The following is a 26,926-nucleotide window of genomic DNA, read 5'->3' on the forward strand; positions in this document are numbered from 1 at the left end:
GTCAGCTTCCTCGCGTCACAGTGATCCCTTCGCACCAGGCCGCTTGCGCCCGGGTCGGGCGGAGGTCGGCCCAGTTGTTCAGGTCGACCCGGCTGACGCCGTTGATGTGCAATTGGGCATCCACGCCCGAACGGGCCACTTCGACACCCAGGCGCCGGCGCGGATTGATCCAGGCTTGCAGCCGGCGTTTGCACTCGGCAAGCGTCGCTTCGATCTCCGGGCCGTTGCCGCTCATGTGCACCACCGCATCGATGCGGTAGCGCAGAATCTGCGCGCCTTGCACCGTCAGGCGGTCACCAACCGGACGCACGTCATCGTCATTGAGCTTGAGCCGTACGGTGTCCAGTAGCTCGGCTGCGGCGCTGCCATCGCCCTCGAGCGCCAGCACCGTCACCACCACCTGGGCCGGCAACGGGCTTTCGGCCGTGGCATCGGCCACCTGCCCGGAAGCGTTGCGGGCATGCAGGATATAGCTGTTGCGCGGCCCCGCCGTGGTTAACCCTTCATAGACCAGTTGCACCCGCTCGCGCAGGGCGTCGTCTTCTTCGAGCACCTGTGGCGTTGGCGGTACCGTGCCGGGGTCTTGTGCCTGCACCACCAGCCGCTGCAGTTGCACATTGGCCGCCAGTTGATCCAGGTCGGAACCCTGCGCATAAGCCAGCAACAGCGCCTTGGCGGCATCGTTGACCCGCGCGCGGTTGAGCAGCTTGCGATAGGCGCCGACTTCCAGCAGCTTGGTCACCGGATCGCTTTCGACTGCGGCGTCCCAGTTGTCGCCCATATGCGACCGGAAGGTCGCCAGGTCAGCCTGGAAGAGCGCCTCGAAATCGAGGTCTTCCAGCACCTGCGGCGCGGGCAGCGCCGAAAGATCCACACTACTCATGCCGTCACCTCCAAAGTCTGGTTGGCTCCCAGGTACTGTCCGCTCAGTTGCAAAGTGATCCGCCCGCCAACCACCCCCGTTACCCTGACCCGCTCCAGCTTCAGACGCGGCTCCCAACGGCCCAGTGCGCGTGCCACCTCTGCCTGCACCGCGCTTTTCCAGCCTTCGTTGACCGGCAGATCGACGAAGCGGCGCAGCTTGCTGCCGTATTCCGGGCGCATGCGCCGGCTGCCGAGCGGTGTGGTGAGGATGTCTTCGATGGACTGACGCAAATGTGCAATGCCGGATAACGGCTGGCCGCTCCGGCGATCCATGCCGATCATTGATGTTCTCCAGGCGTAAAAAAGCCCGCAGTGGGCGGGCTGGTTTTCAGTGTTTGTGATTGGCGGTGTTGCCGCCCGTGTCGATGATCTTGCCGCCACCGAGGATGTCGCCGGTTACCCGCAGCGGACCGTTGATCTGCACCTCACCGGTCAGGGTGATGCTGGCGGCTTTCGCCTCGATGGCCTGGTCGGTCACCACTGCCGAACTGCCGCCGACCTTGATGCTGACGGTACCGCTGGGCAACTCGATGCTGTAACTGCGGGCCTGCCAGTCGTAAACCAGCGAACCACCATCGTCGAAACGCCAGACCTCGACATGCTCGCGGTTGTCCGCTGGTGCGCCGGCGTTACCGTACAGGCCCGGCACGAAGGTGCCTTGGGCCGGCTCGCCACTTGGGCTGATCAACACCCCTTGCTCGTTAAGGCTGGGTGCGCGCCAGTGGCGGGCCTTGCCGGCGGCCTGGCTGTGCCAGCGCAACCAGGCGCTGGTCCAGCCGGCGCCGTCGGACACCCGCACCCGGGCGGCGGCAAGGTCAACGGCGACCACCCGGCAAGGAATCACCAGGCCGGCGAGCATGCGGTCGTGCATGGCACTGGCGTAGCTCATTGCATGTCCTCCGGCGATTGGTAATCCGCTTCAAAGCCCGGACCGGTGTCGGGGCTGAAGGCAAAAGCGAGTGGACCCGGTTGATCAGGCCATGGCCACTGCACGGTTCCTAGGTGCAGGATCTGCTGCCATTGCACCAACCAGCCAACGGCAGGGGTTGCCCCCGGAACCGGTTGAACAGGCTCGGCCAGCACACTCATCGCCGCTTCAACAAACTCCAGCTCCCAGAATTGTTTGCGCAACAGTACGATCAGCTGGGTAGCCAAAGTGACAGCTTCCAATGCCGCGTGTTGGCGACCGGAGTCAATCACGATGCGCGCTTCAACGGTCGCGATGACGCACGAACGACCGTCGCCTGGATCATTTGCCGGTTTAAGGCTGGAAATGGAATGAAACAACGCTGGCAGCGCTGTGTGCTGGTCCGCCGCCCCATAGGCGTCGACGGTTTCAAACTGAGGCAAGGCGGCCTTGATAGTCGCGCTGATCGCCTCATGCAAGCGGTTCAGTTCGCTCATGATCAGTCCTGTGTCGTGGAGCTCGCAAAGGCTATTCGCGGCTAAAAACAGGCAAAAATAAACCCGCCATAAGGCGGGTTCATCGAAGCTGTTGTAAAGGCACCCATGAGCACCCGTTAGTTATCGGCTAGCCCGTAACAAAAGTGTCTGGCGAAACCAGAGCACACCGGCGAAGCTGCAGCAGATAAGCGTCATCATCATAAAGTAGGAAAAATAACGAATCAGGTCGTGGTTCTTGACTGAAGTGATCCGACGATCAAAGCGCTCATCGAAGACAACGTGCCCGTCACTATTCAGAACTTCGCGAATCTTCAGTTCGTCCACCCCACCACTCGCAAAAACATCAACCATCACCCCAGGCGCCAGATCCACGGCTTGGTAGAGTTCTTTCGAGACATAGACTATCTGTTTGGACGAGGGGCGCGGGTTCGCTTCAGTCAGTCGAACCTGAAAGTACACGGTCGAACTGTCTTGGCGCATCTCGGTGGGGGCACTGACAATCTGCCCTTTGAACAGAGTCGGTGCTTCATCCCCGAGTTCGTCAAATGATTGAACAAAAAGCAGGAAGGTAAGCCCCATCAACAAAAAAACACCTGCCATCCCTAGCAGAACCCTGATTTGCTCGTAGACTGTTTTTCCACGAAACAACGACAGCCAAGAGTCAGACATGCACCATTCGCTTTTGCTGCAAAAAAGGATGCCCAACATCCATGGGCATCCGTCACCCTAACATAGAACCTCTGGCTGCTCGTTTATCAACCACGCCAATGAAAATATCCATTTTTCCTGACACGATTATCTCCCTCGCCCAGCCCCCCGCAATGAAGGTATGCCAACACGGCCTGGAATGAGTGGCCGTATTGACTGGCCAGCCGTAGCGCCAGACCTTGTCCGGGTGTTGAACTCAGTGTTCACTCTCCCCCTTTGCACCACTTGCAGGTTCAACCCCCAAGCGCTTCGCCGCCCATCGTTCATAAAGGCCGATGGCGACATCGGCGCCGGCCATGGCGGTAAGGCAGCCGAAGGCGCTGGCGCTCCAGATCGACATGCCGCTGGCGTACAGCAGCATCACCGTGGACACGCCGCAGACCATGCAGGCCCCCGAGCGCAATACCAGGCGCCGAAAAAGCGCCCACCCCCGAGCGCCGGCCTTGTCCGCGCGCCACATCTCTCCGGAAAGGCCGCCCAGCAAGGCCAGGACGATCACCAGCCAGATCGGCATTTCCAGCAACGTCTGTTGCTCGTTTGTCACTGTCCTGTCTCCTTGGTAGTTCCGCTCGGCAGCTTGCCAGCGGCGTTTGTTGTAGAACCGATCACTCGGCATTCCAAAAAGCCCGGCCTCCCCAGGCTTTTCAGTAATGCGTTGTCGAACCGCCCGCCACGACTGGTGCGCTGGGCAACTCCGCTTCAAATTGTTCCTCCGGCCGCGGCCACCTGCCCGCCGGATAACTGCTTCTGGTGCTTTACGCTGCGCACCCGGGCCAGTTGCCAACCCTCTGAACAGTTCAGGCCTGTTCATCGCTGCCTTTGTCACTGCCGGTGTCGACCGGCGTGAGGCAAAGGTTATGCATTGATGCATATGCAGTCAATGCATTTGTGGAAATATTTATGCATAAGAAAATGCACCTACGCATGTAAGCCTTGATCTGCTTGGGCTGGATTGCTTTTCTGAAGGCGAAAAAAAACCCGCCAAAGCGGGTTTTCAAAAGAAACAGCCTACTCAGCGGGCGTACATGCCCCACCAGAACACATGCCCAAGGATGCTGATCTGCTCTTCCTGCATCTGCTGGAAGCTGTAGTCTTCATCCGGGTGCTCGTCGCGGTTGAAGCTACGCAGGCGAATGCCGGTAGGCAGGCGATAGAGCTGCTTCACCCGCAACTGGCCGTTGTGGTTGATGGCATACAGATCGCCGTCGACGATATCGCCGATGCCGCTCTTGCCGGCATTGACGCCGACCGTGGCGCCATCACGCAATACCGGCAACATGCTGTTGCCGCGCACCGTCACGCACTTGGCCTGATCGAACTGCACACCATTGTGACGCAGGCTGCGCTTGCCGAAACGCAGGCTGGCCTTCTCGCTTTCTTCGATGACGAATCTTCCTGATCCTGCTGCCAACTCGACCTCGCGAAGAAACGGAATGGACACTTCGTCGTCCTCGACGGGGGTGTCGTCATCCCACAGGCTGATGTCGTGCAACTCGGCGTGGCTACGCGCCGGCGCGGCTTCACGGCTTTCGCCGAGCTCGACGCGACCGCGCAGCTGGTCGGTGCTTACACCGAAATACTCGGCGATCTTCGACACGTGCTTGTCGGACGGATCGACGATTTTCTCGCTGAGGATGCGCGACAGGGTGGATTGCGGCACGCCGGTACGCCGGTGCAGCTCCGTGGGGGAGAGACCGTGGCGATCGAGCAATGCTCTTAAGACGGATGCTACGTTGCGTTTTTGCATAAAATGCATAATGCCGGGGCCTTCAATAGAATGCAAACCCTGTTATGCACGGATATGCACGGACAAATGGTCGCGCCCGCCCGTTTGCCTTCGGCAGCCCAGGCAAAACCCTGCACCATTGCCCGCTTGCCTTTGGTCTACAACGACACTGCGAGCCAAGTTTTTGCAATGAGCGATCTTTCCGCACCCCCCCCGATGGTGCAGCAGTATGGGTAAAGATCGGCTCTAGCCCTTCAATTACGCGGCGTATGCATTGCAAGTGTCCAATATGCATTCGCCATTTTCGACGGTTTTCGGAAACGAGCTCGGTGCAGCGAGCGAGCAGGCCCACCAGGCGATCGCAGGTGCTACTCCGTGACTGCTTGGAACAGCGACTCAGCAAGTAGTCGCAGGTGCTCAACTTCTTCGGCGGGCATGCCAGCATCTTGTGCCGCGTGATACTGCCGGTGTGCCTCGATGGCCTGCTACATCAGTGGCTCACCTGCTTCGACAATTCCTGCCACTGTCCTTCCCACTGCTGCTCCGGCTGTTTGATCACTGCAGTACAGGCCCCATTACTGAAGCACCGTTCAAGTTCGACTCAGAGGGGCGGGAGTGAGGGGTATCTTTTGTTAGATGCCCCGCGCCAATTGCTCACTGCTTCGGTGGTGGGCCAACCCGATTATCAGTACTTGATCAGCGCAAGTAGCGAGATGTTGCGCGGTCGGGTCACACCAGAGTAACCGCGATCCTGACCAAGACCAGGCAGTTCAAAGTTGTTAATCGCATCGGCCCCGCCAATAGTGACGGTCGCATAGTCAGTGACCTCGTACGGGTCTACCCCCATCGCGACCTGCGATGCAGCCCCCGTTTTCAGTGATGAGCATGCACTCCAAACGCCATTGGCTTTGTTGTACTCCGTAGTGTCGTAGGTCTGCAGTGTGCCTTTCTGCCGGGAACCGAATACGCGGCCAGCGTCCACACCTCTACCGTCATCGAAGCCACGGATGAACTCACCGCGCAAGTCAGGCAGCGTGAAGGTAGAGGCGCCATCGCCTTTCCCGTAAGTCGTGCCGATCGCGGCAAAGAGCGCCGCGTAGGTACAACGCGATACCGCTGCCCCATCGGCCTTTAGCCAGCCGGCAGGAACAGTATTGGCAGCCGAATATTTCACATCACCTGGGGCAGCCCCTGAAGCGATGGAGATCTGACCCAGCGTTACCGCGTGCTGGCTACGTGTTGCGTTGGCTACCTGCTGTGCGCCGCCGTCACAACTGATCAATACCCAGCACAATGCGCCGCCGTTGAGTAAAGGCCCGATATGCGAGACCAACGTGACGTTGCCGCCAGCAACGATCTCGTCACCCTGCAACAACAGACCACCCAAGCCATAAATCGGAGCTGCCGCGAGCCCGTCAGGAGCATAGGTAGCATCGGCCGGGTTGGTCATCGTGGCGCGAAAATACTGAACCACTCCGTTGGTGGTGGGCAGCGCTGCAAAAGGAAGGGAGTTTGAAGCGGTGTAGATAATTGTCATCTGACTTTCCTTGTAAGTTGACACGAAAAATTTCAAAAGTGGCCGCTCCGTTCGGCATCTTGGCCAGAGAGTTTGCCACCTCAAAATACTGTACATACGTACAGTATTTTGAGCAAGCAAAAACCGTCTTCAAATCTTCATCACTCATCTCCCCCGGCTTTGATCAGCAACTGCTGCCAAATCGCCCGCTCTTTCATCAGCGCGCTCGAACACGTCGGCAAACACCATGGCGACGCGGGCACCTGCCACCGTGCATGTATATGAAGCACGGCGCCTTCTATCTGGTGCGCAAAAGAAAGTGGGAGCGCCTGGATAGCGACTATCAGGGCGCACTGCTGGCCAATGCCAGGCTGGTGGGCGGGAGCGGCAAGAGCGGAATGCCGAAGCTGGAACAGCAGGTTGTCGACTCGAACCCGTGCACCGGGATCAGGCGACACACCGAGAAGAAATGCGATCGGTACATCACCGACGCTGAGTTCTCGGCGATTTACGCCAGCTCATCCGACTGTATGCGGTGCATATTCGAGATGTGCTACCTGACCGGGCAGCGAATCAGCGACGTTCTGGCAATACGGCTGGCTGACATTTCCGCCACTGGCATCGCCTTTGAACCCCAGAAGAACGGGGCAAAGCTGATCGTCGGCATGAGCCCCGACCTGGAAGACCTGCTCGCACGCGTCAAGCCGCTGCCGCGCCGCGTGCGCGGCCTGACCCTGTTCTGCGCCAGGTCCGGCGGCAAGCCGGTGTCCTACGAGACAATGAAGCAGGCATTCAAGGCGGCATGCGAGAAGGCAAAAGTCCCCGGAGCCATCATTCACGACCTTCGGGCCAAATCGCTAACCGACACAGACAAGCAGGGCAACGATGCCCAGAAGCTGGGTGGCCACACCGACGCCAAGATGACGCAACGCCATCTCCGCCTGCGCGAAATTGACATAGCCCAGCCTCCAGCACTGCCAAAGAAAAGCCTGTAGTATTAGACAATTCGCAACTGTCTAATAGACACACCGCTCCAAGGCCTTGAATGTCTGATCTTTCCGCACACACCCCGATGATGCAGCAGTACTGGAAGCTGAAAAACCAGCACCCGGACCAGCTGATGTTCTACCGCATGGGCGACTTCTACGAGATCTTCTACGAAGACGCGAAGAAGGCCGCCAAACTCCTGGACATCACCCTGACCGCCCGCGGCCAGTCGGCGGGCCAGTCGATTCCCATGTGCGGTATCCCCTTCCATGCGGCCGAGGGCTACCTGGCCAAGCTGGTGAAGCTGGGCGAATCGGTGGTGATCTGCGAGCAGATCGGCGACCCGGCCACCAGCAAGGGCCCGGTCGAGCGCCAGGTGGTACGCATCATCACCCCCGGTACGGTCAGTGACGAAGCGCTGCTCGACGAGCGTCGCGACAACCTGATCGCCGCCGTGCTGGGTGACGAGCGCCTGTTCGGCCTGGCCGTGCTGGACATCACCAGCGGCAACTTCAGCGTGCTCGAAATCAAGGGCTGGGAAAACCTGCTGGCCGAGCTCGAACGCATCAACCCGGTCGAGTTGCTGATTCCCGACGACTGGCCCCAGGGCCTGCCGGCAGAAAAACGCCGTGGCACCCGTCGCCGTGCACCGTGGGATTTTGACCGCGATTCGGCACGTAAAAGCCTTTGCCAGCAGTTCGCCACCCAGGACCTCAAGGGGTTTGGCTGCGAGAAGCTGACCCTGGCCATCGGCGCCGCGGGTTGCCTGCTCGGCTACGCCAAGGAAACCCAGCGTACCGCCCTGCCGCACCTGCGCAGCCTCAAGCATGAACGCCTGGACGACACCGTGGTGCTCGACGGCGCCAGCCGCCGCAACCTCGAGCTGGACGTGAACCTGGCCGGCGGCCGCGACAACACCCTGCAATCGGTCATTGACCGTTGCCAGACCGCCATGGGCAGCCGCCTGCTGACCCGCTGGCTGAACCGCCCGCTGCGCGACCTGAAGGTGCTGCAGGCGCGTCAGGGCTCGATTCGCTGCCTGCTCGATGGCTATCGTTTCGAGAAACTGCAACCGCAGCTCAAGGAAATCGGCGACCTCGAGCGGATCCTCGCCCGTATCGGCTTGCGCAACGCCCGGCCACGGGACCTGGCACGCCTGCGTGATGCCCTCGGCGCCCTGCCTGAACTGCAAAACGCCATGGCCGAGCTGGAGGCGCCGCATCTGGCGCGCCTGGCGGCCATCGCCGGAACCTACCCGGAACTGGCCGACCTGCTGGCAAAAGCCATCATCGACAATCCGCCCGCGGTAATCCGTGACGGCGGCGTACTCAAGACCGGCTACGACAGCGAGCTGGACGAGCTGCTGGCCATGAGCGAGAACGCCGGGCAGTTCCTGATCGACCTGGAAGCCCGCGAGAAAGCCCGCACCGGCCTTGCCAACCTCAAGGTCGGCTACAACCGCGTGCACGGCTACTTCATCGAGCTGCCGAGCAAGCAGGCCGAGCAGGCGCCCGCTGACTACATCCGTCGCCAGACCCTCAAGGGCGCCGAGCGTTTCATCACGCCAGAGCTGAAAACCTTCGAAGACAAGGCGCTGTCGGCCAAGAGCCGCGCACTTGCCCGCGAGAAGATGCTCTACGACGCCTTGCTCGAGAACCTGATCGGTCACCTGGCGCCGCTGCAGGACACCGCTGCGGCCCTGGCCGAGCTGGATGTACTGAGCAACCTCGCCGAGCGGGCGCTGAACCTGGACCTGAACTGCCCACGCTTCGTCGACGAACCGTGCATGCGCATCACCCAGGGCCGTCACCCGGTGGTCGAGCAGGTGCTGACCACGCCGTTCGTGGCCAACGACCTGGCGCTGGATGACAACACTCGGATGCTGGTGATCACCGGCCCGAACATGGGCGGTAAATCCACCTACATGCGCCAGACTGCACTGATCGTGCTGATGGCGCATATCGGCAGCTTCGTCCCGGCCGCTGCCTGCGAGCTATCACTGGTCGACCGCATCTTCACCCGTATCGGCTCCAGCGATGACCTGGCGGGCGGCCGTTCGACCTTCATGGTCGAGATGAGCGAAACCGCCAACATCCTGCACAACGCCACCGAGCGCAGCCTGGTGCTGATGGACGAAGTCGGCCGCGGTACCAGTACCTTCGACGGCCTGTCGCTGGCCTGGGCCGCCGCCGAGCGCCTGGCCCAGTTGCGTGCCTACACCCTGTTTGCCACTCACTACTTCGAGCTGACGGTACTGCCGGAGAGCGAGCCGCTGGTGGCCAACGTGCACCTGAACGCCACCGAGCACAACGAGCGTATCGTGTTCCTGCACCACGTGCTGCCCGGCCCTGCCAGCCAGAGCTACGGCCTGGCCGTGGCGCAACTGGCTGGCGTGCCGTCGCCGGTGATCCAGCGTGCCCGTGAACACCTCGGCCGGCTGGAAACTGCCAGCCTGCCCCACGAAACACCTGCCTTGCAGCAAGGTGCGCCAGCTGTACCGCACCAGAGTGACCTGTTTGCCAGCCTGCCGCATCCGGCCATCGAGAAGCTCGGAAAGCTGGACCTGGACAACATGACGCCGCGTCAAGCTATCGAAATGCTCTATACACTGAAGACTCTGTTATAACGCGCGCCCGCACAAGCTGATAGAATCCCGCGCGGTTTGGCGGCGCTGCAGGTTACTAGCCTGGCCTGCAGCCGAACAACCAAACCGAGCGGCCCTGTCTGGAAGGGCACCGCTGCCGTCGCCTGAGGAGAGAATTAGAAATGACCTTCGTCGTCACCGACAACTGCATCAAGTGCAAGTACACCGACTGCGTAGAAGTCTGTCCGGTGGACTGCTTCTACGAAGGCCCGAACTTCCTGGTCATTCACCCGGACGAGTGCATCGACTGTGCACTGTGCGAGCCTGAATGCCCCGCCGTCGCCATTTTCTCGGAAGACGAAGTGCCTGCCGGCATGGAAAACTTCATCGAGCTCAATGCCGAGCTGGCGGAAATCTGGCCGAACATCACTGAAAAGAAAGACTCGCTGCCAGATGCCGCCGAATGGGATGGCAAGACCGGCAAGATCGCCGATCTGGAGCGCTAAGCGCGCGGATCAACAAAAAAGGCCCTTCAAGGGCCTTTTTTCATGTTTATTGCGGGCAAAAAAAAGGGGCGGTTTGACCCGCCCACATTTTTTCCGTAGTCCCTCTGTTCCCTTTCATCATCCTGATGAATCGCATCCTGCGATGTCCTTGGCTTTCATCCTTGAGAGCCTGTGTCAGTCCGTAGACACAGGACAAATATTAGCGCTTCCAAGATTTACCACAACAGCACAAAGCTCTCAAAAAGCTGCGGTAACCATATTGTCATAAACAAAATATTCGTTATATATCAGTAGTTTAAACAAACGCGCACACTGAAAACGACAACGATTTACTACAGCGTACAGCTATGACTTACATCACGGGTAAGCGATGGCTTACATGAACTAGAACAGTACCAACATCGCCGTCGGATTGCGCCCAAACCCGGATGTTTCAACAACGCCATCGGGAAGCCGTTCACGGGTAATCTGTGTTCTGCAGATGCAAAAACGCCCCGACTTGTCGGGGCGCTCTTCACACCGATATCGCAGTATTATTGAAACAGCGACTCGCTGGACAGGCCGTTCTTCTCGAGGATCTCGCGCAAGCGCTTGAGGCCCTCTACCTGGATCTGCCGCACCCGTTCCCGGGTCAGGCCGATTTCCAGGCCAACATCTTCAAGCGTACTGCTTTCATGACCGCGCAGGCCGAAACGGCGGATCACCACCTCGCGCTGCTTGTCGGTCAGCTCGCTGAGCCACTGGTCGATGCTCTGGGACAGATCGTCATCCTGAAGCAGCTCGCACGGATCAGTAGGACGGTCATCGGTCAGGGTATCGAGCAGGGTTTTATCCGAATCAGGCCCCAGGGACACGTCCACCGACGATACCCGCTCGTTGAGCCCAAGCATGCGCTTGACCTCGCCGACCGGTTTTTCCAGCAGGCTGGCGATCTCTTCCGGGGACGGTTCGTGATCGAGCTTCTGGGTCAGTTCACGGGCGGCGCGCAGGTAGACGTTGAGTTCCTTGACCACGTGAATGGGCAGACGGATGGTCCGGGTCTGGTTCATGATCGCCCGTTCGATGGTCTGCCGGATCCACCAGGTGGCGTAGGTAGAGAAACGGAAGCCGCGTTCCGGGTCGAACTTCTCGACCGCACGAATCAGGCCGAGGTTGCCCTCCTCGATCAGGTCGAGCAGCGAAAGCCCGCGGTTGACGTAACGCCGGGCGATTTTAACCACCAGGCGCAGGTTGCTTTCGATCATGCGTTTGCGCCCGGCCGGATCGCCACGTTGCGACAGGCGCGCAAAGTGCACTTCTTCTTCCGGTGAGAGCAATGGCGAGAAGCCGATTTCATTGAGGTAAAGCTGGGTCGCATCAAGTGCCCGAGTGTAGTCGATGTACTTGTGCTGTTTGAGCGTAGAGCCTTGTTTGGCCCTGGTCCGAACCGTAGATACAGCAGGTTCGCCTAACATCTCATCATCCGTTTCCAAAACAATGCCGGTCTCCATCAGGAGAACATCATCGTCGATGTCAGACTCCGGCACTTCTTTACTGAGAGCCATTGTTATAGTCCTTTGCTGAGTTCGAACTCAGACTCAAGCGACGCCTATATCCTTGGCAGCGCTGGAGCCTGTCCCCTCTACGCGAGGAACAGGCCGGGCCTAGCAATCAACGACGTGGCAGGAATTGCAGCGGATCGACAGGTTTGCCCTGGCGGCGAATTTCAAAATGAAGCTTCACCCGGTCAGTACCCGTGGACCCCATTTCGGCAATTGTCTGCCCTACCTTGACCTGCTGTCCCTCCCGAACCAAAAGCCTGCGGTTGTGGCCGTAGGCACTGACGTAGGTATCGTTGTGCTTGATGATTACCAACTCGCCGTAGCCCCGCAAGCCACTCCCGGCGTAGACAACCGAACCATCAGATGCAGCAAAAACAGGCTGTCCCAAATCACCGGCGATATCAATGCCTTTATTCAAACTACCGTTTGAAGCAAATTTTCCAATCAACACGCCGTTGGCCGGCCAGGCCCAGCCGGCCGTGGAGCGCCCTGCAGGGGGGACTTGCACGGGTGCGGTGGTAGCCACCACCGGGGCAACTGGCGGGGTGTTTGGCGTGGTTGCAGGCGCTGTAGTGGCCGGAGGCGTTATCGGCTTGCCGGTGCTGTCCAGCGGACGCTTGATGATGGTGGTCTTGCTCGAGGACGATGGCGAGCTGGTCACCACTGTGGTGCCGGCAACCGGCGCCGGGCCACTGGAGCGGCCGTCGAAACGGATCGCCTGGCCCGGGCGAATGGTATACGGCGGTGCGATACCGTTACGCGCGGCCAGGGCCTTGTAGTCCCAGCCATAGCGAAAGGCAATGGAAAACAGCGTATCACCGGGACGCACCACGTACTGACCGGTGGTGACCACGGGGCGTTTAGGGGCGGCGTTGTTGCGATCGACCACGCGAACGCTGTTGGAGGACGTGCTGGAGCACCCCGTCACCAGCGTGCCCACGGCCAGTGCAATCAGCAGAAGCTTGAAGCTTGATGGATCCTTGCGCTGCCGAATGATTGTGTGACCCACCCGCCGCTCCCTCTAAATGGTGACCGATGTTAGAAATGCAATATTGTTGCAATTATACCCGAGCGCGCCGCCCTGCGGACGTCAGGCCTTGTGCCAAACGTGATCTGCAACAGACTATGGTAGCCCGCCAGATAGACAGGGCAATGCCGCCGAAATTCGCCCGAGCGAAAAAAAAGCCCGGTCAGGCCAGTGGCCCGGTCAGCAATGGCACAAAACGCACGGCGCCCAGTACCCGTCGCGAGAAACCGTGCTCTTCACGCACGATCAGCATCAATTGCTGGGTCTCGCCGGCCGGCCCCACCGGTATGACCATGCGCCCGCCCGGGGCAAGCTGGTCGAGCAAGGCCTGGGGCACCTCTGGCGCCACGGCGGTGACGATGATGCCGTTGTACGGCGCCAGTGCCGGCCAGCCCTCGCAGCCATCGCCCCAGCGGAATACCACGTTGCGCAGGTTCAGCTCGATCAGGCGCTCCTTGGCGCGATCCTGCAAAACCTTGATGCGCTCCACCGAAAATACCCGCTCGACCAGTTGCGCGAGAATCGCGGTCTGGTAACCGGACCCGGTGCCGATCTCCAGCACCTTGTCCAACGGGCCGGCTTCGAGCAGCAGTTCGCTCATGTGCGCAACCATGAACGGCTGGGAGATGGTCTGGTTGTTGCCAATCGGCAACGCCGTGTCTTCGTAGGCACGGTGGGCCAAGGCTTCATCGACGAACAGGTGACGGGGCGTACGGCGCAGTACGTCGATCACCTTGGGGTTGGACACCCCTTCTTCGATCAGGCGCTTGATCAGCCGCTCGCGGGTTCGCTCAGAGGTAAAACCGATACCATGGCGCATCAGATCATCCTGTTCGCGCATCAGAGTAATCCCTCCAGCCAGCCATCGAGGCGCTCGAAGGCATCGTTGAAGGTCCGGTCGAGCTGCAGCGGGGTGATCGAGACATAGCCCTGCATCACCGCATGGAAATCCGTACCCGGGCCACCGTCTTCGGCATCACCCGCCACGGCGATCCAGTAGCCTTCCTTGCCCCGCGGGTTGACCACCTTGGTCGGCGCCGCTGCGCGTGCGCGATGGCCCAGGCGGGTCAACTGGATGCCGCGGATGTGCTCCAGCGGCAGGTTGGGGATGTTGACGTTGAGTACCGTGCGCGGCGGCAGCTCGAGGCTGGTATGGGCCTCGACCAGTTTACGCGCGAAATAGGCGGCCGTCGGCAGGTTGTCGGGCAGGCGCGAGAGCAACGAGAAAGCGAACGAGGTACCGCCGAGAAAGCGCCCCTCGAGAGCGGCGGCCACGGTGCCGGAATACAGCACGTCATCGCCCAGGTTGGCCCCCAGGTTGATACCCGACACCACCATGTCCGGGGTGGTCTCCAGCAGGCCGTTGAGGCCCAGGTGGACGCAATCGGTCGGCGTGCCGTTGAGGCTGATAAAACCATTGGCCAGGGTTTGCGGGCACAACGGCCGATCAAGCGTCAGCGAACTGCTGGCGCCGCTTTTGTCCTGGTCCGGGGCGATCACCACACATTCGGCATAATCCGCCAGCGCAGCATGCAGCGCGGCGAGACCGGGTGCGGTAACCCCGTCGTCGTTCGAAATCAGAATACGCATGGGCTGTCCGTCTGCCCTGCCGGCACCAGATCAACAAGCTCGCGCACCACCACGGTGGCGAAGCATCCGGCCGGAAGGACGAATTCCAGTTGCAGGATATCAGGCTCGGGATAATGCCACGTCAGCCCGCTAATGGGCAGTCGCAGAATGCGTCGTTCGTGACTCATGCCCGCCCGGGCCAGCCACTGGCACAAAGCCGCATGCTGCTCACCGATACGTTGTTCGAGCTCGCCGGCCGCACCCGTGGCGCCCGACTGCCCTTCGCCCCACAGCGGACCGGTAGGGTGCAGGTCAAGAATCGCCAGGCGCGGATCGGAACATTCGGCCTCGCCCGCCGGAAAAAAGCTGCGGCTGTCGGTAAACGCCAGCAGATCACCGACCTGGGCCTGCTGCCAGCTGCCATCGGCGACACGCTGGGCCAGCACCTGGTTGAACAGATAGCTGCGGGCGCTGGAAAGCAGCCTCGAACGGACGTTACGTTGTTCCGGCAGCGCCTGGCGGCTGGCCCAGTCGCGGGCATCGTGCACATTGCCACCACCATGACCGAAGCGCTGGGTGCCGAAATAGTTCGGTACGCCCTGGCTGCGGATCTGCTCAAGTCGTGCATCCAGGGCCGCACGCTCAGCCTTAAGGCCCGTCAGGCGCAAGGTAAAACCGTTGGCCGAATGCGCGCCACGCTGCAGTTTGCGCGAGTGGCGGGCCTGTTTGAGGATACTCAGGGTTTTGTTTTCGGCCGCGCTCAGGTCCGGGTCGGCCTTGCCCGGCAGGTGCAGGCTGAACCACTGGCGGGTCAGGGCCTGGCGATCCTTGAGGCCGGCGTAGCTGATGCTGCGTACCGGCACACCGGCGGCGCGGGCCAGGCGACGGGCCGCCTCTTCGGTATTCAGGTCACGTTTTTCGACCCACAGCCACAAGTGTTCACCGGCCCCGCTCAGGGGAATGTCGAGCACTTCATCGACCTGGAAGTCTTCAGCGGTCGCCTTGAGGATTGCGCTGCCCAGCGCTTCGCCCGCGGCACGCGGGCCCAGCAGTTCGAGTTCGGTCATGCCGGCAGCAACAGGGCAACGGCGTGAACGGCAATGCCTTCCTCACGCCCGGTGAAGCCGAGTTTTTCGGTGGTGGTGGCCTTGACGTTGACCTGGTCCAGCTCGACCTGCAGGTCTTGGGCGATCAACTGGCGCATGGTGTCGATATGCGGGGCCATCTTCGGCGCCTGGGCGACGATGGTGGCGTCGACATTGCCGACCTTCCAGCCCTTGGCCTGGACGATCTGCACCACGTGGCGCAGCAGCACGCGGCTGTCGGCGCCCTTGAACTGCGGATCGGTGTCGGGGAAGTGCTTGCCGATATCGCCCAGCGCCGCAGCGCCAAGCAGGGCATCGCTCAGGGCGTGCAGCAGGACGTCGCCATCGGAATGGGCCAGCAGCCCGAACTTGTGCGCAATGCGCACCCCACCCAAGGTGATGAAATCGCCTTCCGCGAAGCGGTGCACATCGTAGCCGTGGCCAATACGCATAAAAAAACGCCCTGATTGAGTCAGGGCGTGATTCTACCTGCTTTGCCGGCGCTTGGGCTTGATTTGTAGGATCAGTTACCCGCACCTGTCAGCGCTGCGGCATGATGACGCAAGTGGTCATCGATGAAGCTGGCGATGAAGTAGTAGCTGTGGTCATACCCCGGCTGCAGCCGCAAGGTCAGCGGATGGCCCGCCGCCCTTGCAACCTGCTCCAGCATCTGCGGTTTGAGCTGATTGTCGAGGAAGTCATCGCGATCGCCCTGGTCAACCAGCAGCGGCAAGCGCTCGCTGGCTTGGGCAAGCAACACGCTGGCATCCCATTCGCGCCAGCGTGTACGGTCCTCACCCAGGTAACGGCTGAAGGCCTTCTGCCCCCAGGGGCAATCCATCGGGTTGCTGATCGGCGCGAACGCCGACACCGAACGGTAACGTCCGGGGTTGCGCAGGGCGCAGACCAGCGCGCCATGGCCGCCCATGGAATGACCACTGATACCGCGCTGGTCGGAAGCCGGGAAATGCGCCTCGACCAACGCCGGCAGCTCCTCCACCACATAGTCGTGCATGCGGTAGTGCTGGGCCCAGGGTTGCTCGGTAGCGTTGAGGTAGAAACCGGCACCCAGGCCAAAATCCCAGGCGCCGTCCGGATCAGCCGGCACCTGCGGGCCACGCGGGCTGGTGTCGGGGGCGACGATGATCAATCCCAGCTCGGCAGCCAGCTTGTGTGCACCGGCCTTCTGCATGAAATTTTCGTCGGTGCAGGTCAGGCCGCTCAGCCAGTACAGCACCGGCAGCTTGCCGCCCTGCTCGGCCTGCGGTGGCAGGTACACGGCAAACACCATGTCGCAACCGAGCACCTGGGAGCGATGGCGGTAGCGTTTATGCCAGCCGCCGAAGCTCTTCTGGCAAGAGATGTTTTCCAGGCTCATGGCAGACCTCAGAAGTGGATGACGCTGCGAATGCTCTTGCCTTCGTGCATCAGGTCAAATGCCTTGTTGATGTCTTCCAGGCCCATGGTGTGGGTGATGAAGGTATCCAGCGGGATCTCGCCTTTTTCCGACATCTCCACATAGCTTGGCAGCTCGCTGCGGCCACGCACGCCACCGAAGGCCGAACCGCGCCAGACCCGTCCGGTAACCAGCTGGAACGGACGGGTGGCGATTTCCTGGCCGGCACCGGCAACGCCGATGATCACCGACTCGCCCCAGCCCTTGTGGCAGCATTCCAGCGCCGCACGCATCAGTTGCACGTTGCCCACGCACTCGAAGGAGAAGTCCACACCGCCATCGGTGAGGTCGACGATCACGTCCTGGATCGGGCGGTCATAGTCTTTCGGGTTGACGCAGTCGGTGGCGCCCAGCTGCTTGGCGATTTCGAACTTGCCCGGATTGATGTCAACGGCAATGATCCGCGAAGCCTTGGCCTTGACCGCACCGATGATCGCCGACAGGCCGATGCCGCCCAGGCCGAAGATGGCCACGGTGTCGCCCGGCTTGACCTTGGCGGTATTGAGCACCGCACCGATACCGGTGGTCACGCCGCAACCGAGCAGGCAGACCTTCTCCAGCGGCGCTTCTTTCTGGATCTTGGCCACGGAGATTTCCGGCAGCACGGTGTACTCGGAAAAGGTCGAGGTACCCATGTAGTGGAACAGCTGCTGGCCCTTGTAGGAGAAACGCGTGGTGCCGTCGGGCATCAGGCCCTTGCCCTGGGTTGCGCGGATGGCCTGGCACAGGTTGGTCTTGCCGGAGCGGCAGAACTTGCACTGGCCGCACTCGGGGGTGTACAGCGGGATCACGTGATCGCCGACAGCAACCGAGGTCACACCCTCACCGATGGCTTCGACAATGGCACCGCCTTCATGGCCAAGGATCGACGGGAAGATGCCTTCCGGGTCGGCACCGGACAAGGTGTAGGCGTCGGTATGGCAGACACCGCTGGCGACCACGCGCAGCAGCACCTCGCCGGCCTTGGGCATGGCCACGTCGACTTCGACGATCTCCAGCGGTTTCTTGGCCTCGAAGGCAACGGCGGCACGGGACTTGATCATCAATCTTCTCCAGCAAAGGGTCAGTTCAGGCTTGCAGTGTAATTCATCGTTATTTGATGAATAATCCAGGCAAAGACAAAACATTATTGCTGCACAGGGATAATCAATGAGCAATCGCTGGGAAGGCATCGACGAGTTCGTTGCGGTCGCCGAGTCCGGGCAGTTCACTGCTGCCGCCGAGCGCCTGGGGGTGTCATCGTCCCACGTCAGCCGGCAGATCGCCCGCCTTGAAGAGCGCCTGCAAACCCGCCTGCTGTATCGCAGCACCCGGCGGGTGACCTTGAGCGAAGCCGGGCAGACCTTCCTGCAACACTGCCAACGCCTGCAGGATGGCCGCGAAGAAGCCTTGCGCGCCATGGGCGACCTGACCAGCGAACCCAAGGGCCTGCTGCGCATGACCTGCGCCGTGGCCTATGGCGAACGCTTTATCGTGCCGCTGGTGACGCGTTTCATGGCGCTGTATCCGCAATTGCGGGTGGACATCGAACTGAGCAACCGTCCCCTGGACCTGGTGCATGAAGGCATGGACCTGGCGATTCGCCTGGGCCGTTTGCAGGATTCGCGGCTGGTGGCGACGCGCCTGGCGCCACGGCGCATGTACCTGTGTGCGTCACCTGCCTATCTGGAACGCTACGGCCGGCCCCACAGCCTGTCGGAGCTGGCGCGGCACAATTGCCTGATCGGCAGCGCCGACAGCTGGGCACTGCAACTGGACGGGCGGGAAATTGGCCAACGGGTTCAAGGCAACTGGCGCTGCAACAGTGGCCAGGCGGTGCTGGATGCGGCGTTGCAGGGAATGGGCTTATGTCAGTTGCCAGACTATTACGTACTCGAACACCTCAAAAGCGGCGCGCTGGTGTCGCTGCTTGAGGGGCATCAGCCGCCGAATACAGCGGTGTGGGCGCTGTATCCGCAGCAGCGGCATCTGTCGCCGAAGGTGCGCAAGCTGGTGGATTATCTGCGCGAGGGATTGGCGTTACTGCCTGAGTATCGAGGTGCCTGAAAAGCATCGCGGGGCAAGCCCGCTCCTACTGTAGGAGCGGGCTTGCCCCGCGAAGAGTGCTCAACCGCGCTTGGCCCAGCGCTGGCGCAGCCACTCCAGGTCTTCGGGGCGGGTGACCTTGATGTTGTCGCTGCGCCCTTCGATCAAGCGCGGCGCCTGCCCGGCCCATTCGATAGCCGAAGACTCGTCGGTAATCGCCACATCGGCCACCAGGCTGTCGGCCAGGGCCCTATGCAAGGCACCGAGGCGAAACATCTGTGGCGTATAGGCCTGCCAGACGGTGCTGCGGTCGATAGTGGTGCTGACCCGGCCATTGGCATCCGCGCGCTTGAGCGTGTCGCGCGCCGGCACCGCCAGCAGCCCACCCACCGGATCATCGGCAAGCTCCGCCAGCAGGCGGTCGAGGTCACTGCGTGCCAGGTTCGGCCGGGCGGCGTCGTGCACCAGCACCCAGTCGGAATCCGCCGCGCCCTGGGCGTGCAGCAACAACAAGGCGTTGAGCACCGAATCGGCACGCTCCTGGCCGCCTTCGGCGCGCTGGATGCGTGGGTCGCTGGCGCAACGCAAACCGGGCCAGAAAGGATCGTCAGCGGCAACGCTGACTACCACCCCTTTGACACAGGGATGGTCAAGAAAACAGTCGAGGCTATGCTCGAGAATGGTCTGCCCGCCCAATTGCAGGTACTGCTTGGGACGGTCGGCAGCCATGCGGGCACCGACGCCCGCGGCGGGAATCACGGCCCAGAAGGCCGGCAAGGTCTGGTTCATTGGGCAAGCTGGTAGAGGGTTTCACCCTCCTTGACCATACCCAGTTCGTGGCGAGCCCGTTCTTCGACGGTTTCCATACCTTTCTTCAGCTCCAGCACTTCGGCATCAAGCACGCGGTTACGCTCCAGCAAACGCTCGTTTTCAGCGTGCTGGTCAGCGATCTGTTGCTTGAGTTCGGTGACCTGGGCCAGGCTGCCATTGCCCACCCACAGACGATACTGCAGGCCACCGAGCAGCAGGAGCAAGACGAGGAACAACCAATAAGGACTGCGCATCAGGGTATCCAGTGGAAAAGACCGCCACATCTGCAGGTCGCTGATGGCACGAAGCCTGGCCGAAGCCAGGCTTTGTGTTCAGACACCTGCAGCAAGGGCCTCTGAACGATCAGTATGACCATTCGGCGCCGCTTTGCTGCTGTCTTTTTACCATCTCTTGCTTAGCCGCGAAACTCGGCACGGCCACGGTACACAGCCTTGCTGCCCAGTTGCTCTTCGATACGCAGCAGCTGGTTGTACTTGGAGACGCGGTCGGAACGGCACAGCGAACCGGTCTTGATCTGACCGGCAGCGGTACCCACGGCCAGGTCGGCAATGGTCGAGTCTTCGGTTTCGCCCGAACGGTGCGAGATCACTGCGGTGTAACCAGCAGCCTTGGCCATCTGGATGGCCTCCAGGGTTTCGGTCAGCGAGCCGATCTGGTTGAACTTGATCAGGATCGAGTTGGCGATGCTCTTGTCGATGCCTTCTTTCAGGATCTTGGTGTTGGTCACGAACAGGTCGTCGCCGACCAGTTGCACCTTGTCACCGATCTTGTCGGTCAGAATCTTCCAGCCAGCCCAGTCGGACTCGTCCAGGCCGTCTTCGATCGAGATGATCGGGAAACGCTCGGTCAGGCCTTTGAGGTAGTCGGCAAAACCGGCGGCGTCGAAGGACTTGCCTTCACCGGACAGGTTGTACTTGCCGTCTTCGTAGAATTCGCTGGCCGCGCAGTCCAGGGCCAGGGTCACGTCGGTGCCCAGCTTGTAACCGGCGTTGGCGACGGCTTCGGCGATGGCCGACAGTGCGTCTTCGTTGGAGGCCAGGTTAGGCGCGAAACCACCTTCGTCACCGACAGCGGTGTTCAGGCCACGGGCCTTCAGCACAGCCTTGAGGTGATGGAAAATCTCGGTGCCCATGCGCAGCGCGTCGGAGAAGGTCTTGGCGCCAACCGGCTGAACCATGAACTCCTGGATGTCGACGTTGTTGTCGGCGTGCTCGCCGCCGTTGATGATGTTCATCATCGGAACCGGCATCGAGTACTGGCCCGGGGTGCCGTTGAGGTTGGCAATGTGCGCGTACAGCGGCAGGTCCTGATCCTGGGCAGCGGCCTTGGCGGCAGCCAGGGACACGGCGAGGATGGCGTTGGCGCCCAGCTTGGCTTTGCTCTCGGTACCGTCCAGCTCGATCATGGCGCGGTCGAGGGCTTTCTGGTCAACCGGGTCCTTGCCCAGCAGCAGGTCGCGGATCGGGCCGTTGATGTTGGCAACTGCCTTCAGTACGCCCTTGCCCATGTAACGGCTCTTGTCGCCATCACGCAGCTCCAGCGCTTCGCGCGAGCCAGTGGAAGCACCGGACGGCGCGCAGGCGCTGCCGATGATGCCGTTGTCGAGCAGTACGTCCGCTTCTACGGTGGGGTTACCACGCGAATCGAGAACTTCACGACCTTTGATGTCGACGATTTTTGCCATTGTTGTAAGCACTCCAGAATTGACGAAAACAACGCAGCTGAGAAAAATCTTGCCGCTCGCCGGGCAATTTGAAACAGGCAGGCCCGGCGAAAGCAGACCCCTGACCCGAGGGTCAGAGGTTGAACGGGGGGTACTTTACCGGAGAATCGAGGATTACGCGGTTTCTACCGTCGGAAAACTCTTCACCAGGTCATCAAGTTGCTTGAGCTGGGCCAGGAAAGGCTCCAGTTTGTCCAGGCGCAGGGCGCATGGACCGTCACACTTGGCGTTGTCCGGATCCGGATGCGCCTCGAGGAACAGGCCGGCCAGGCCCTGGCTCAGGCCCGCCTTGGCCAGGTCGGTGACCTGGGCGCGGCGACCACCGGCGGAATCGGCGCGGCCACCCGGCATCTGCAGGGAGTGGGTCACGTCGAAGAACACCGGGTACTCGAACTGCTTCATGACGCCGAAGCCGAGCATGTCCACCACCAGGTTGTTGTAGCCGAAGCTCGAACCACGCTCGCAGAGGATCAACTGATCGTTACCGGCTTCTTCGCACTTGGTCAGGATGTGTTTCATTTCCTGGGGTGCAAGGAACTGGGCTTTCTTGATGTTGATCACCGTGCCAGTCTTGGCCATGGCCACGACCAGGTCGGTCTGGCGCGAGAGAAAGGCCGGCAACTGGATGATGTCGCAGACCTTGGCCACCGCGGCAGCCTGCTCAGGCTCGTGCACGTCGGTGATGACCGGCACGTTGAAGGTCTTCTTGATCTCCTCGAAGATCTTCATCCCCTCTTCCAGGCCCGGGCCACGGTAGGAGTTGATCGACGAACGGTTGGCCTTGTCGAAGCTGGCCTTGAACACGTAGGGGATACCGAGCTTCTCGGTAACCCGCACGTACTCTTCGCAGACCTTCATGGCCAGGTCACGGGATTCCAGCACGTTCATGCCGCCGAACAGGACGAACGGCTTGTCGTTGGCGATCTCGATGTTACCGACGCGAATGATCTTCTGGGTCATGTATCAGGCCTTGTTCTTTTGAGCCAGTGCCGCCTTGACGAAACCGCTGAACAGCGGATGGCCGTCACGCGGGGTCGAGGTGAACTCCGGGTGGAACTGGCAAGCGACGAACCATGGATGATCCTGGGACTCGACCACTTCGACCAGCGCACCGTCGCCGGAACGACCGGAGACTTTCAGGCCGGCTTCAACCAGCTGCGGCAGCAGTTTGTTGTTCACTTCGTAACGGTGACGATGACGCTCGACGATCACGTCCTTGGCGTAGCAATCGTGGACCTTGGAGCCGCTTGCCAATTGGCACTCCTGGGCGCCCAGACGCATGGTGCCGCCGAGGTCCGAAGCTTCGGTACGGGTTTCGACCGCGCCGGTGGCATCTTCCCACTCGGTGATCAGGCCGACGACCGGGTGACCGCTGTTGCGATCGAACTCGGTGGAGTTGGCATCTTTCCAGCCCATGACGTTACGGGCGAACTCGATGACCGCCACTTGCATGCCCAGGCAGATACCCAGGTACGGGACTTTGTTCTCGCGAGCGTACTGCACGGCCGTGATCTTGCCTTCGACGCCACGCAGGCCGAAACCACCTGGAACCAGAATGGCATCGGCGCCTTCGAGCAGGCTGGTGCCCTGGTTCTCGATGTCTTCGGAGTCGATGTAGCGCAGGTTGACCTTGGTACGGTTCTGGATGCCAGCATGGCTCATCGCTTCGATCAGCGACTTGTAGGCGTCCAGCAGCTCCATGTACTTGCCGACCATGGCGATGGTGACTTCGTGCTCGGGGTTGAGCTTGGCGTCGACGACCTTTTCCCACTCGGACAGGTCGGCACCGTTGCATTGCAGGCCGAAACGCTCGACGACGAAGTCATCCAGGCCCTGGGCGTGCAGCACGGCCGGGATCTTGTAGATGGTGTCGACGTCTTCCAGGGAGATCACCGCACGCTCTTCGACGTTGGTGAACAGGGCGATCTTGCGGCGCGAAGACACATCCACCGGATGGTCGGAGCGGCAGATCAGCACGTCCGGCTGCAGGCCGATGGAGCGCAGCTCCTTGACCGAGTGCTGGGTCGGCTTGGTCTTGGTCTCGCCAGCGGTGGCGATGTACGGGACCAGGGTCAGGTGCATCAGCATGGCGCGCTTGGAGCCCACTTCGACGCGCAGCTGACGGATAGCCTCGAGGAACGGTTGCGACTCGATGTCACCCACGGTACCGCCGATTTCCACCAGGGCCACGTCGGCATCGCCGGCACCCTTGATGATGCGGCGCTTGATCTCGTCGGTGATGTGCGGAATGACCTGGATGGTCGCGCCCAGGTAATCACCACGGCGCTCCTTGCGCAGCACGTGCTCGTAGATACGGCCGGTGGTGAAGTTGTTGTTCTGGGTCATGGTCGTGCGGATGAACCGCTCGTAGTGGCCCAGGTCCAGGTCGGTCTCGGCACCGTCGTGGGTGACGAACACTTCACCGTGCTGGAACGGGCTCATGGTGCCCGGGTCGACGTTGATGTACGGGTCCAGCTTGAGCATGGTGACCTTGAGCCCCCGCGCCTCCAGGATGGCCGCCAATGAAGCCGAGGCAATGCCTTTCCCCAATGAAGAAACAACACCGCCCGTGACGAATATGTAGCGCGTCATGAAAAACCCTAGAAGTCTGCGTTAAAGCGGTCAGTGCCGCCGGGGAAAGCGAAGGAAGGCCGAAGCCCCCGATCACCTGCGTCAATCACAGTGCATCTTAAAAAACTGCCGCGTCTGGTCACACCGGGGGTTGGATACCCGGTTAGGAGCTCGCTAAACATTTTTAGAATCGCCCAGCAAAAAACTGCTTGGTAATCGGCAACTGCTGTGATTTCGGGGAAGCCACAGAAGCTGTATCAAGAAGGGAGCGTAGTCTACCCGAATGTGCCTTTCATCTCAAACCTTGCTCGCTCGTCGGCGCATGCCAGTGCAATTGCCAGTCACCCTGGCTCAACCCCGGCAGGTTGGCCACCGCCAGCAATTGCTCGCCACAATACAGCAACGGCAGGCGCGAACGGACGAATGACGGCAGCTGCGACTCGTTGAGCAGGCGCTTCAGATCACGCTGGCCGCGGCCGTTGATTGCCAGGGTTTCGCCGCCCTGGCGGTAGGCAATGTGCAATGGCCCCTGCGGCAACGTGCCGCTGAGGCTGACGCTGCCGTTATGGCTCAACGACAGCGGTTTGCCCGGATTCGGCCACGCCGCCTGGCCGCCTGCAGGGTTCAGCCAATCCCCCTCCAGCCACCAGATACGTGCATTGGCGCGATGCAGCTCACCGTCGGTCAGGCACCACAGTGGCCGTCCGTCGGATGCTGCATCGCGCAGGGCGTCCCAACCGGCCCAGTGGCGACTATCGGGCAAGCGTGTGCGCGGGGCCAGCCAGTACTGCAGGGCGTTGCGCTGACGGGCCGGGGATAGCTGGCGCAGCACCCCGAGGTCCAGCGAGTCCAGGCCTAGCCAGTCGAACGGTGCCGGGATCGCAGCCTGGGCCAGATCCTCCAGCGCCAGCTCATCGAGCAGGCTCTGGGCTTCGCTCAGGTGCTGGGCGCTGCGTGCCAGGTTTTGCGCCGCTTGCGGCCAGCGCTGCAAGAGCGCCGGGAACACCTGGTGACGCAGGTAGTTGCGGGAGAACTGCGTGTCGTGGTTGGACGGGTCTTCGATCCAGGTCAGGTGCTGTTCCTGGGCGTAGCACTGCAGCTCGTTGCGCGAAACGCCCAGCAACGGCCGCACCAACATGCCCTGCCCTAGCGGCCGCCGCTCGGGCATCGCGCTCAGGCCACGCAGCCCGGCACCGCGCAACAGGCGAAACAGCAGGGTTTCAGCCTGGTCTTCGCGGTGCTGGCCGGTCAGGAGGATTTCGCCGGGACACAAGGCAGTGCTGAAAGCGGCGTAGCGCGCATCACGGGCGCCCTGTTCGATGCTGGCGCGGGGGGCGACCTGCACACGGATGACCTGCAGTTCGACACCCAGATCGTCGCACAGGCGCTGGCAATGATCCGGCCAGGCATCAGCCGCAGCTTGCAAGCCGTGGTGGATGTGAATGGCGCGCAGTGGAGGCAAGGTTTGCTGGCGGGACAGGGTTGCCAGCAGGTGCAGGAGGACGGTGGAGTCCAGGCCGCCGGAGAGGGCGATGCACCAGGAGGGGGCGGTGAGCCAGGGGGACAGCCTTGAGTAGAGATCGAGCATCGGGTAGACCTCTTTTACGAGTGCTGCGCACTCGTTCGCTGGCAAAGCCAGCTCCCACAGGTCAGGCAGTGAATCCAATTCCTGTGGGAGCGGGCTTGACCCGCGATTGTCAGATCAGAGCCCGTAGCTCATCAGACGGTCATAACGGCGCTTGAGCAGCGCGTCGTTGTCGAACTTCTTGAGCATGTCCAGTTGCTCGATCAGCTCGCCGCGAACGCTGGCGGACATCTTCGCCGGATCACGGTGCGCGCCGCCCAGAGGCTCGGCGATGACCTTGTCGACGATACCCAGGCCTTTCAGGCGCTCGGCAGTGATACCCATGGCTTCGGCAGCGTCCGAGGCCTTTTCGGCGGTCTTCCACAGGATCGAGGCGCAACCTTCCGGCGAGATCACCGAGTAGGTCGAGTACTGCAGCATGTTCAGCTGGTCGCAGACACCGATGGCCAGTGCACCGCCGGAACCACCTTCACCAATTACGGTGGCGATGATCGGGGTTTTCAGGCGGGCCATGACCCGCAGGTTCCAGGCAATGGCTTCGCTCTGGTTGCGCTCTTCGGCGTCGATGCCTGGGTAGGCACCCGGGGTGTCGATGAAGGTCAGGATCGGCATTTTGAAACGCTCGGCCATTTCCATCAGGCGGCACGCCTTGCGGTAGCCTTCAGGGCGCGGCATGCCGAAGTTGCGGCGAACCTTCTCGCGGACTTCGCGGCCTTTCTGGTGGCCGATGACCATCACCGGCTTGTCGTCCAGGCGGGCGATACCACCCACGATCGCGGCGTCATCGGAGAAGTGACGGTCACCGTGCAGCTCGTCGAACTCGGTGAAGATGTGCTCGATGTAGTCCAGGGTGTACGGACGGCGCGGGTGACGGGCCAGGCGGGCGATCTGCCAACTGGTCAGGTTGCCGAAAATGCTTTCGGTCAGGGTGCTGCTCTTGTCTTGCAGACGGGCGATCTCATCGCCGATGTTCAGCGAGTTGTCATTGCCAACCAGGCGCAGCTCTTCGATTTTGGCTTGCAGGTCAGCAATCGGCTGTTCGAAATCCAGAAAATTCGGGTTCATAGGCATCCGTCTTGGGTCTACGGCCAGGCGGCCGGCCGGTTGATCCGTTTGGCGCCCTACCTTAAGGGATCGGGCGCATTCAGGTCGAGATTA

Annotated in this window: 27 protein-coding genes; 4 read left to right on the top strand and 23 right to left on the bottom strand. The window is 61.3% G+C overall.

Annotation, left to right across the window (positions count from 1 at the left end):
* Window position 1 precedes the first annotated feature (1 nt).
* The 8 genes from JV241A_RS18880 to JV241A_RS18915 all read right to left on the bottom strand — a co-directional run bounded on the left by JV241A_RS18880 (window position 2) and on the right by JV241A_RS18915 (window position 6,299).
* Window positions 2–883: a baseplate J/gp47 family protein gene (locus JV241A_RS18880; protein ID WP_115088349.1), complete on the bottom strand. Its 882-nt coding sequence runs from the start codon at window positions 881–883 to the stop codon at window positions 2–4.
* Window positions 880–1,206: a GPW/gp25 family protein gene (locus JV241A_RS18885; RefSeq protein ID WP_134063988.1), complete on the bottom strand. Its 327-nt coding sequence runs from the start codon at window positions 1,204–1,206 to the stop codon at window positions 880–882. Before JV241A_RS18885 ends, JV241A_RS18880 begins: the two co-directional genes overlap by 4 nt.
* 46 nt (window positions 1,207–1,252) lie before the next feature.
* Window positions 1,253–1,813 (bottom strand): phage baseplate assembly protein V, encoded by a 561-nt coding sequence (locus JV241A_RS18890; RefSeq protein ID WP_134063990.1) that lies wholly within the window; start codon window positions 1,811–1,813, stop codon window positions 1,253–1,255.
* On the bottom strand, window positions 1,810–2,328 hold the full coding sequence (locus tag JV241A_RS18895) for a hypothetical protein (protein ID WP_115088352.1): 519 nt from the start codon (window positions 2,326–2,328) through the stop codon (window positions 1,810–1,812). Before JV241A_RS18895 ends, JV241A_RS18890 begins: the two co-directional genes overlap by 4 nt.
* A gap of 120 nt (window positions 2,329–2,448) precedes the next feature.
* Entirely contained in the window at window positions 2,449–2,997 is a 549-nt protein-coding gene (locus JV241A_RS18900; protein WP_134063992.1) for a hypothetical protein, read from the bottom strand.
* A 235-nt stretch (window positions 2,998–3,232) separates the two neighbouring features.
* A complete protein-coding gene (locus tag JV241A_RS18905; RefSeq protein ID WP_115088354.1) occupies window positions 3,233–3,580 on the bottom strand; it encodes a phage holin family protein in 348 nt (115 codons plus the stop codon).
* A 468-nt stretch (window positions 3,581–4,048) separates the two neighbouring features.
* Window positions 4,049–4,792: an XRE family transcriptional regulator gene (locus JV241A_RS18910; RefSeq protein ID WP_115088356.1), complete on the bottom strand. Its 744-nt coding sequence runs from the start codon at window positions 4,790–4,792 to the stop codon at window positions 4,049–4,051.
* A 655-nt stretch (window positions 4,793–5,447) separates the two neighbouring features.
* Window positions 5,448–6,299 carry a tail fiber protein gene (locus JV241A_RS18915; protein ID WP_240047890.1) on the bottom strand — a complete coding sequence of 284 codons (852 nt, stop codon included), beginning with the start codon at window positions 6,297–6,299 and terminating at the stop codon, window positions 5,448–5,450.
* Window positions 6,300–6,553: 254 nt separating this feature from the next.
* Here JV241A_RS18915 and JV241A_RS18925 point away from each other — a divergent pair, with 254 nt between their 5' ends.
* The 3 genes from JV241A_RS18925 to fdxA all read left to right on the top strand — a co-directional run bounded on the left by JV241A_RS18925 (window position 6,554) and on the right by fdxA (window position 10,355).
* The gene (locus JV241A_RS18925) at window positions 6,554–7,273 is read left to right on the top strand and encodes a tyrosine-type recombinase/integrase (protein WP_134063996.1); all 720 of its coding nucleotides are present in this window, start codon (window positions 6,554–6,556) and stop codon (window positions 7,271–7,273) included.
* A 50-nt stretch (window positions 7,274–7,323) separates the two neighbouring features.
* Window positions 7,324–9,891 (top strand): DNA mismatch repair protein MutS, encoded by a 2,568-nt coding sequence (gene mutS / locus JV241A_RS18930; protein ID WP_115088359.1) that lies wholly within the window; start codon window positions 7,324–7,326, stop codon window positions 9,889–9,891.
* A gap of 140 nt (window positions 9,892–10,031) precedes the next feature.
* On the top strand, window positions 10,032–10,355 hold the full coding sequence (fdxA, locus tag JV241A_RS18935; protein WP_038996711.1) for a ferredoxin FdxA: 324 nt from the start codon (window positions 10,032–10,034) through the stop codon (window positions 10,353–10,355).
* A gap of 533 nt (window positions 10,356–10,888) precedes the next feature.
* Here the strand turns inward: fdxA and rpoS are convergent.
* The 8 genes from rpoS to JV241A_RS18975 form a co-directional block, all read right to left on the bottom strand.
* Window positions 10,889–11,899 (bottom strand): RNA polymerase sigma factor RpoS, encoded by a 1,011-nt coding sequence (gene rpoS / locus JV241A_RS18940; protein ID WP_115088360.1) that lies wholly within the window; start codon window positions 11,897–11,899, stop codon window positions 10,889–10,891.
* A 106-nt stretch (window positions 11,900–12,005) separates the two neighbouring features.
* Window positions 12,006–12,905: a peptidoglycan DD-metalloendopeptidase family protein gene (locus JV241A_RS18945; RefSeq protein WP_115088361.1), complete on the bottom strand. Its 900-nt coding sequence runs from the start codon at window positions 12,903–12,905 to the stop codon at window positions 12,006–12,008.
* 181 nt (window positions 12,906–13,086) lie between these two features.
* The gene (locus tag JV241A_RS18950) at window positions 13,087–13,764 is read right to left on the bottom strand and encodes a protein-L-isoaspartate(D-aspartate) O-methyltransferase (protein ID WP_115088362.1); all 678 of its coding nucleotides are present in this window, start codon (window positions 13,762–13,764) and stop codon (window positions 13,087–13,089) included.
* Window positions 13,764–14,513 carry a 5'/3'-nucleotidase SurE gene (surE, locus tag JV241A_RS18955; protein WP_115088363.1) on the bottom strand — a complete coding sequence of 250 codons (750 nt, stop codon included), beginning with the start codon at window positions 14,511–14,513 and terminating at the stop codon, window positions 13,764–13,766. The genes JV241A_RS18950 and surE overlap by 1 nt, the downstream gene beginning before the upstream one ends.
* Complete coding sequence (truD, locus tag JV241A_RS18960) at window positions 14,501–15,559, bottom strand: tRNA pseudouridine(13) synthase TruD (protein WP_134063998.1); 1,059 nt, start codon at window positions 15,557–15,559, stop codon at window positions 14,501–14,503. The genes surE and truD overlap by 13 nt, the downstream gene beginning before the upstream one ends.
* Complete coding sequence (gene ispF / locus JV241A_RS18965; protein WP_115088365.1) at window positions 15,556–16,029, bottom strand: 2-C-methyl-D-erythritol 2,4-cyclodiphosphate synthase; 474 nt, start codon at window positions 16,027–16,029, stop codon at window positions 15,556–15,558. Before ispF ends, truD begins: the two co-directional genes overlap by 4 nt.
* Before the next feature lie 71 nt (window positions 16,030–16,100).
* Window positions 16,101–16,955 (bottom strand): S-formylglutathione hydrolase, encoded by an 855-nt coding sequence (gene fghA / locus JV241A_RS18970; protein ID WP_134064000.1) that lies wholly within the window; start codon window positions 16,953–16,955, stop codon window positions 16,101–16,103.
* Window positions 16,956–16,963: 8 nt separating this feature from the next.
* The gene (locus JV241A_RS18975; protein WP_115088367.1) at window positions 16,964–18,076 is read right to left on the bottom strand and encodes an S-(hydroxymethyl)glutathione dehydrogenase/class III alcohol dehydrogenase; all 1,113 of its coding nucleotides are present in this window, start codon (window positions 18,074–18,076) and stop codon (window positions 16,964–16,966) included.
* Between the two features lie 106 nt (window positions 18,077–18,182).
* On the opposite strand from JV241A_RS18975, the gene JV241A_RS18980 reads away from it, so the two are divergent.
* Window positions 18,183–19,079, top strand: coding sequence for a LysR substrate-binding domain-containing protein (locus JV241A_RS18980; RefSeq protein ID WP_115088368.1), 897 nt, complete (start codon window positions 18,183–18,185; stop codon window positions 19,077–19,079).
* Between the two features lie 60 nt (window positions 19,080–19,139).
* Here JV241A_RS18980 and ispD read toward each other — a convergent pair whose 3' ends face one another.
* The 7 genes from ispD to JV241A_RS19015 form a co-directional block, all read right to left on the bottom strand.
* Window positions 19,140–19,847, bottom strand: coding sequence for a 2-C-methyl-D-erythritol 4-phosphate cytidylyltransferase (ispD, locus tag JV241A_RS18985; protein ID WP_115088369.1), 708 nt, complete (start codon window positions 19,845–19,847; stop codon window positions 19,140–19,142).
* On the bottom strand, window positions 19,844–20,122 hold the full coding sequence (gene ftsB / locus JV241A_RS18990) for a cell division protein FtsB (protein WP_038996723.1): 279 nt from the start codon (window positions 20,120–20,122) through the stop codon (window positions 19,844–19,846). Before ftsB ends, ispD begins: the two co-directional genes overlap by 4 nt.
* A 161-nt stretch (window positions 20,123–20,283) precedes the next feature.
* On the bottom strand, window positions 20,284–21,573 hold the full coding sequence (gene eno, locus JV241A_RS18995) for a phosphopyruvate hydratase (RefSeq protein ID WP_134064002.1): 1,290 nt from the start codon (window positions 21,571–21,573) through the stop codon (window positions 20,284–20,286).
* 153 nt (window positions 21,574–21,726) lie between these two features.
* Window positions 21,727–22,572 (bottom strand): 3-deoxy-8-phosphooctulonate synthase, encoded by an 846-nt coding sequence (gene kdsA, locus JV241A_RS19000; protein ID WP_134064004.1) that lies wholly within the window; start codon window positions 22,570–22,572, stop codon window positions 21,727–21,729.
* Between the two features lie 3 nt (window positions 22,573–22,575).
* Entirely contained in the window at window positions 22,576–24,204 is a 1,629-nt protein-coding gene (locus tag JV241A_RS19005) for a CTP synthase (protein ID WP_115088372.1), read from the bottom strand.
* A gap of 271 nt (window positions 24,205–24,475) precedes the next feature.
* Complete coding sequence (gene tilS / locus JV241A_RS19010) at window positions 24,476–25,771, bottom strand: tRNA lysidine(34) synthetase TilS (RefSeq protein ID WP_134064006.1); 1,296 nt, start codon at window positions 25,769–25,771, stop codon at window positions 24,476–24,478.
* 114 nt (window positions 25,772–25,885) lie between these two features.
* Window positions 25,886–26,833 carry an acetyl-CoA carboxylase carboxyltransferase subunit alpha gene (locus JV241A_RS19015; RefSeq protein WP_134064008.1) on the bottom strand — a complete coding sequence of 316 codons (948 nt, stop codon included), beginning with the start codon at window positions 26,831–26,833 and terminating at the stop codon, window positions 25,886–25,888.
* Between the last annotated feature and the right edge of the window lie 93 nt (window positions 26,834–26,926).

The organism is Pseudomonas sp. JV241A, from assembly GCF_900275665.1.
Classification (GTDB): Bacteria; Pseudomonadota; Gammaproteobacteria; order Pseudomonadales; family Pseudomonadaceae; genus Aquipseudomonas; species Aquipseudomonas wadenswilerensis.

Bases quoted from the DNA above. Each gene is read 5' to 3' on its own strand.
- JV241A_RS18880 (WP_115088349.1), bottom strand. From the start codon at position 883: ATGAGTAGTGTGGATCTTTCGGCGCTGCCCGCGCCGCAGGTGCTGGAA.
- JV241A_RS18885 (WP_134063988.1), bottom strand. From the start codon at position 1,206: ATGATCGGCATGGATCGCCGGAGCGGCCAGCCGTTATCCGGCATTGCA.
- JV241A_RS18890 (WP_134063990.1), bottom strand. From the start codon at position 1,813: ATGAGCTACGCCAGTGCCATGCACGACCGCATGCTCGCCGGCCTGGTG.
- JV241A_RS18895 (WP_115088352.1), bottom strand. From the start codon at position 2,328: ATGAGCGAACTGAACCGCTTGCATGAGGCGATCAGCGCGACTATCAAG.
- JV241A_RS18900 (WP_134063992.1), bottom strand. From the start codon at position 2,997: ATGTCTGACTCTTGGCTGTCGTTGTTTCGTGGAAAAACAGTCTACGAG.
- JV241A_RS18910 (WP_115088356.1), bottom strand. From the start codon at position 4,792: ATGCATTTTATGCAAAAACGCAACGTAGCATCCGTCTTAAGAGCATTG.
- JV241A_RS18915 (WP_240047890.1), bottom strand. From the start codon at position 6,299: ATGACAATTATCTACACCGCTTCAAACTCCCTTCCTTTTGCAGCGCTG.
- JV241A_RS18925 (WP_134063996.1), top strand. From the start codon at position 6,554: ATGTATATGAAGCACGGCGCCTTCTATCTGGTGCGCAAAAGAAAGTGG.
- mutS (WP_115088359.1), top strand. From the start codon at position 7,324: ATGTCTGATCTTTCCGCACACACCCCGATGATGCAGCAGTACTGGAAG.
- fdxA (WP_038996711.1), top strand. From the start codon at position 10,032: ATGACCTTCGTCGTCACCGACAACTGCATCAAGTGCAAGTACACCGAC.
- rpoS (WP_115088360.1), bottom strand. From the start codon at position 11,899: ATGGCTCTCAGTAAAGAAGTGCCGGAGTCTGACATCGACGATGATGTT.
- JV241A_RS18950 (WP_115088362.1), bottom strand. From the start codon at position 13,764: ATGCGCGAACAGGATGATCTGATGCGCCATGGTATCGGTTTTACCTCT.
- surE (WP_115088363.1), bottom strand. From the start codon at position 14,513: ATGCGTATTCTGATTTCGAACGACGACGGGGTTACCGCACCCGGTCTC.
- truD (WP_134063998.1), bottom strand. From the start codon at position 15,559: ATGACCGAACTCGAACTGCTGGGCCCGCGTGCCGCGGGCGAAGCGCTG.
- ispF (WP_115088365.1), bottom strand. From the start codon at position 16,029: ATGCGTATTGGCCACGGCTACGATGTGCACCGCTTCGCGGAAGGCGAT.
- fghA (WP_134064000.1), bottom strand. From the start codon at position 16,955: ATGAGCCTGGAAAACATCTCTTGCCAGAAGAGCTTCGGCGGCTGGCAT.
- JV241A_RS18975 (WP_115088367.1), bottom strand. From the start codon at position 18,076: ATGATCAAGTCCCGTGCCGCCGTTGCCTTCGAGGCCAAGAAACCGCTG.
- JV241A_RS18980 (WP_115088368.1), top strand. From the start codon at position 18,183: ATGAGCAATCGCTGGGAAGGCATCGACGAGTTCGTTGCGGTCGCCGAG.
- ispD (WP_115088369.1), bottom strand. From the start codon at position 19,847: ATGAACCAGACCTTGCCGGCCTTCTGGGCCGTGATTCCCGCCGCGGGC.
- ftsB (WP_038996723.1), bottom strand. From the start codon at position 20,122: ATGCGCAGTCCTTATTGGTTGTTCCTCGTCTTGCTCCTGCTGCTCGGT.
- eno (WP_134064002.1), bottom strand. From the start codon at position 21,573: ATGGCAAAAATCGTCGACATCAAAGGTCGTGAAGTTCTCGATTCGCGT.
- kdsA (WP_134064004.1), bottom strand. From the start codon at position 22,572: ATGACCCAGAAGATCATTCGCGTCGGTAACATCGAGATCGCCAACGAC.
- JV241A_RS19005 (WP_115088372.1), bottom strand. From the start codon at position 24,204: ATGACGCGCTACATATTCGTCACGGGCGGTGTTGTTTCTTCATTGGGG.
- tilS (WP_134064006.1), bottom strand. From the start codon at position 25,771: ATGCTCGATCTCTACTCAAGGCTGTCCCCCTGGCTCACCGCCCCCTCC.
- JV241A_RS19015 (WP_134064008.1), bottom strand. From the start codon at position 26,833: ATGAACCCGAATTTTCTGGATTTCGAACAGCCGATTGCTGACCTGCAA.